At 43.0% G+C, this 3,557-nt stretch carries 3 protein-coding genes; all 3 read right to left on the bottom strand.

Annotated features, from left to right (window positions below; translation table 11 throughout):
• Positions 1 to 46 precede the first annotated feature (46 nt).
• The 3 genes from hisB to hisD are packed head-to-tail and all read right to left on the bottom strand — an operon-like array spanning position 47 to position 3,537.
• Positions 47 to 1,141 (bottom strand): bifunctional histidinol-phosphatase/imidazoleglycerol-phosphate dehydratase HisB, encoded by a 1,095-nt coding sequence (gene hisB / locus ACZFYI_RS17415; protein ID WP_462525399.1) that lies wholly within the window; start codon positions 1,139 to 1,141, stop codon positions 47 to 49.
• A 39-nt stretch (positions 1,142 to 1,180) separates the two neighbouring features.
• Positions 1,181 to 2,245 (bottom strand): histidinol-phosphate transaminase, encoded by a 1,065-nt coding sequence (hisC, locus tag ACZFYI_RS17420; protein ID WP_462525400.1) that lies wholly within the window; start codon positions 2,243 to 2,245, stop codon positions 1,181 to 1,183.
• Positions 2,245 to 3,537, bottom strand: coding sequence for a histidinol dehydrogenase (hisD, locus tag ACZFYI_RS17425; protein WP_462525401.1), 1,293 nt, complete (start codon positions 3,535 to 3,537; stop codon positions 2,245 to 2,247). The genes hisC and hisD overlap by 1 nt, the downstream gene beginning before the upstream one ends.
• Positions 3,538 to 3,557 lie beyond the last annotated feature (20 nt).

Consider the following 3,557-nt stretch of genomic DNA (forward strand, 5'->3'; position numbering starts at 1 on the left):
ATTGTCAGACGGTTCAAAACCGTCGGACAATAGATTCATTTTCAAATTAAAGCACTCCCTTCGTACTAGGCAACTGATTCAAGGCAGCTGTATCTCTTTTCACCGCCATTTTGATTGCACGGGCTAGGCCTTTGAAAATCGCTTCGATCTTGTGGTGCTCGTTGGTACCTTCGGCTTTGATGTTCAGGTTACATTTGGCGGTATCGCTGAATGACTTGAAGAAATGGAAAAACATCTCTGTCGGCATGTCTCCTATTTTTTCTCTTTTGAATTCGGCATCCCAAACCATCCAAGGCCTTCCTCCAAAATCTATTGCCACCTGCGCCAACACATCGTCCATCGGCAATAGGAAACCATATCTGTAAATCCCTTTTTTGTCTCCAAGAGCCTTCAGGTACGCTTCACCCAATGCCAAAGCGGTGTCTTCAATCGTATGGTGCTCATCGATATGCAGGTCACCCTTGACTTCGATCAGCAGGTCTGTTCCTCCATGCTTCCCTAATTGTTCCAACATATGGTCAAAAAACGGTAATCCCGTGTAAATTTCGCATTTTCCAAAACCATCAAGATTGACTCTGATGTGGATTTCTGTTTCGGAAGTTTTGCGAAAAACCTCACCTATTCTGGCAGGCATCCTCAGAAACCTATAAATATCATCCCAACTTTTGGTACAAAATGTAGCAGAATCGTCCTGTTCACCAATATAGATGGACTTGGCACCCATGTTTTTGGCCAATTGGATGTCAGTCTTTCTGTCCCCGATCACATAGGAATTAGCCAAGTCGTATGTCCCATCAAAGTATTCCATCAGCATTCCGATTCCCGGTTTTCGGGTAGGGAGATTTTCATGGTCAAAGGATTTGTCGATATGGACTTTGGTGAATTTAACCCCCTCATTTTCCAAAGTAAGCATCATCTTTTTGTGTGCCGGCCAAAAATTTTCTTCAGGAAAAGAAGTAGTCCCCATGCCATCCTGATTGGTGACCATCACCAATTCATAATCACATTCCTCGGCGATTTTTCTAAGATTTGAAATAACTCTTGGAAGAAACTCCAAATCTTCCAGACTATCGATCTGAAAGTCTGTCTGAGGCTCTATAATGATGGTACCGTCACGGTCAATAAAAAGTGCTTTTTTCATGGCTATAAAATAAATGTTTTTGGTTATTAGGTTATTGGACTAGTTCCAAGTTTGTCCGGCCAGTTTTTTGAATGATTTTAGGAAAGCTTCGTTTTCTTCCCTTGTACCTACAGTGATCCTCAAACAATCTTCGCACAAAACCACTTTGGAGCGGTCTCTGACGATGATTTTGTCCGACACGAGGTCATCGTACATTTTCTTGGCATCAGGAACTTTCACCAACAAGAAATTGGCATGGGATGGAAATACCTTTTTTACAAAAACCAATCCTTCCAAATCCTTTTGGAGATTAATTCTTTCCTCCAATATGGCCTTCACCACTTTACCGATCTCATCAGATTTCTCAAGTGAGGCAAGGACTTTTTCCTGCGTCAATCCTGAAATGTTGTAAGGAGGTTTGATGAGGTTGAGGATGCGGATGATCTCTTGGGAAGCAAAAGCCATCCCGATCCGCAGATTTGCTAGTCCCCAAGCTTTGGAGAAGGTTTGCATCACAAGCAAATTTGGATACTGATCTAATTCTGTTGTAAAACTTTCCTCATCGCTGAAATCTATATATGCCTCATCCACGACTACCAATCCTTCAAAGCCTTCTAGAATCTCAAGTATGGATTCCCTTTTCATCTTGTTGCCACTGGGATTATTGGGTGAGCAGACAAAAATAATCTTAGTATTTTCATCCACTGCCATAAGGATTTCCTTTGGTCTAAGTTGAAAATCTTCAGTCAGGTTCACCCTTTTGATGGCAATGTCATTGATAGAGGCTGAGACTTCATACATTCCATAAGTAGGAGGAAGCAAAATGATATTGTCTATCCCCGGTCTACAAAATGCCCGCATCAAGAGGTCAATGGCTTCGTCGCTGCCGTTTCCAAGGAAAATCTGTTTCGGAGAAACACTTTTGATCACAGCCAGTTTTGATTTGATTTCCTGCTGGTAAGGATCAGGGTAGCGGTTGAAAGCTTCACCTGTAAGTGAACCATAAGGATTTTCGTTGGCGTCAAGAAATACCCCAAAGTGGCCCGAATATTCATCCCTTGCTGAAGAATAGGGTTTGATGTTACGGATATGGGGGCGTAAGAATTTCTGAATATCAAAAGCCATTATTTTTTCTCTTTTAGGTACTTGAGACGGATGCTGACAGCATTTTTATGGGCTTCTAGGTGTTCATTTGCAGCCATAATCTCAACTGTTGGACCGAGTTTTTTGATTCCCTTCTCGGTTATCTTCTGGTAAGTGATTTTCTTGACAAAGCTATCCAAAGACACACCGCTGTAGTTTTTGGCATAACCATAGGTTGGCAAAGTATGGTTGGTGCCGGAGGCATAATCTCCCGCGGACTCGGGAGTGAAGTTCCCGATAAAGATGGATCCTGCATTGACGATCTGTGAAACCACAAAATCCTCGTTTTCTACGCAGATGATCAAATGTTCCGGCGCATAGTCATTGATCAGCTCGATGGCATTTTCTTCTTTGCCCATGACAACGGCTACAGAATTGTCCAAAGCGCGCTTTGCGATGTCTTTTCTAGGCAACTTCTCCAACTGCTCCTCCACTTCTTTGAGGACTTTCTTGGCTACTTTTTCAGAATTAGCTACGAGGATCACCTGAGAATCCACACCATGTTCGGCTTGGGATAGCAAATCCGCAGCGACAAAAGATGGAATTGCAGAATTATCCGCATAGACCAATACCTCAGAAGGACCTGCCGGCATGTCAATGGCCACACCTTTTTTTGTTGCCAACTGCTTTGCAGCAGTTACATACTGGTTACCGGGACCAAAAATCTTATCTACTTTGGGAACGGATTCGGTTCCAAAAGTCATGGCAGCAATGGCTTGCGCTCCACCTGATTTGACGATCTTATCTATGCCTATCAAGTCTGCTGTGTAAAGGATGGCTGGATGTATATTCCCATCCTTATCCGGCGGGGTACATATGACTATTTCTTCACAGCCGGCAAGATTTGCAGGAATACCCAACATCAAAACAGTCGAAAAAAGTGGCGCGGTACCTCCCGGAATATACAAACCCACCCTTTGGATCGGAACAGATTTGCGCATGCAAGTCACACCTTCCATTACTTCCATGACGAGGTCAGGATGGGATTGTGCTGCATGGAATTTTTCAATGTTTTCCTTTGCTATCAATATGGCTTCCTTAAGCTTAGGGTCAATTTGTTCGCGGGCATGTAGTACTTCCTCATTGGTAACGAGCAAGTTTTTGATGACAACATGATCGTATTCCAAAGCAAATTTTCTCAAAGCTTTGTCCCCTAACCTATCTACTTTGCGCATGATCGGCTTGACGATTTTCTCAATGGATTTGGTCTTTTGGATTGGCCTATGCAATTCCTTTGTCCATTCAGCTTTGGTGGGGTTGTATATGGTTTTCATGGAAAATGGTTCAAATGGTT

It is taken from the genome of Aquiflexum sp., from assembly GCF_977115555.1.